Consider the following 1257-nt stretch of genomic DNA (forward strand, 5'->3'; position numbering starts at 1 on the left):
CACCACGGCCGGAGCCTTGCCGCCCAGCTCCAGGTGGACCCGCTTGACGTCCTTGGCCGCGCTCTGGGCGACCTGGATGCCGGCGCGCACCGAGCCGGTGATGGAGGCCATCGCCGGGGTCGGGTGCTCCACCATCAGCCGGCCGGTCTCGCGGTCGCCGCAGACCACGTTGAAGATCCCCTTGGGCAGACCGAGCTCCTCCAGGACACCGCCGATGATCTCCGCGATGAGCACCGTGGAGGCAGGGGTGGTGTCCGAGGGCTTGAGGACCACCGCGTTGCCCGCCGCGAGCGCCGGGGCGAACTTCCACACCGCCATCAGCAGCGGGTAGTTCCACGGCGCCACCTGGGCGCACACACCGACCGGCTCGCGGCGGATGATCGAGGTCATGCCCTCCATGTACTCGCCGGCCGAGCGGCCCTCCAGCATCCGGGCAGCGCCCGCGAAGAAGCGGACCTGGTCGATCGCGGGGGCGAGTTCCTCGCTGAGGGTGAGGTGCAGCGGCTTGCCGGTGTCGCGGCTCTCCGCGGCGACCAGTTCGTCGGCGCGTGCCTCCATCGCGTCCGCGATCTTCAGCAGAGCGCGCTGACGTACGGACGGAGTCGTGTCGCGCCAGACGGGGAAGGCCGCGGCGGCCGCCGCCATCGCCGCGTCCACGTCGGCCGCCCCCGAGAGCGGGGAGGTCGCGTAGACGTCACCCGTGGTGGGGTCCACCACGTCGAGCGTCCGGCCGTCGACGGCATCCGCGAACGCGCCGTCGATGTAGTTGCGGAACGTGCTGCTCATGGAAACGTCTCTCCTGGTCAGGCGGTGGTACGGGGCGACAGGTGCTCGTGGACGGCGAGCCAGGCACCGTCCTCGGAGCGGGCGAAGACGACGGTCTCCCGCTCGTGGACCGTCTCCTCGCCGGCGTTGGTGGCGACCCGGGTCTCCACGTCGTGGCTGAAGACGGCGGTGTCGCCGAAGGGCTGGATCAACTGGGCGGACGAGGTGCAGCCGAGGATGCGGAAACCGTCCTGCTCCACCCACTGCCGCCACAGGGCGCGGTACTCGGCCGTGGAGTTCAGCCGCTGCGGCGTGGTGTGGAAGACGAACGTCGCCTCCGGCGCGAAGGCACCGAAGTAGTCGTCGAGGCGGCCCTCGGCGAAGGCGGCGACGAGGGCTGGTCCGAGGACTCGTAGGTGACCTTCTGCACGACCGTGGACATCTTGTCCAGGTCGGCGACGATCTGCTTCTTCTGGTCGCTGGTCACCGCGC

Annotated in this window: 1 protein-coding gene and 2 pseudogenes; all 3 read right to left on the reverse strand. The window is 70.6% G+C overall.

Annotated elements, in window-relative coordinates:
• Window positions 1–786: aldehyde dehydrogenase family protein (locus ACWEBX_RS40965; RefSeq protein WP_451889758.1), on the reverse strand; the 786-nt coding region annotated here is incomplete at its 3' end.
• A 17-nt stretch (window positions 787–803) separates the two neighbouring features.
• Window positions 804–1103 (reverse strand): annotated as a pseudogene (locus tag ACWEBX_RS40970) (YybH family protein); the annotation flags it as partial.
• Window positions 1104–1123: 20 nt separating this feature from the next.
• A pseudogene (locus ACWEBX_RS40975) lies at window positions 1124–1257 on the reverse strand (permease-like cell division protein FtsX); the annotation flags it as partial.

Source organism: Streptomyces sp. NPDC005070 (assembly GCF_053600395.1).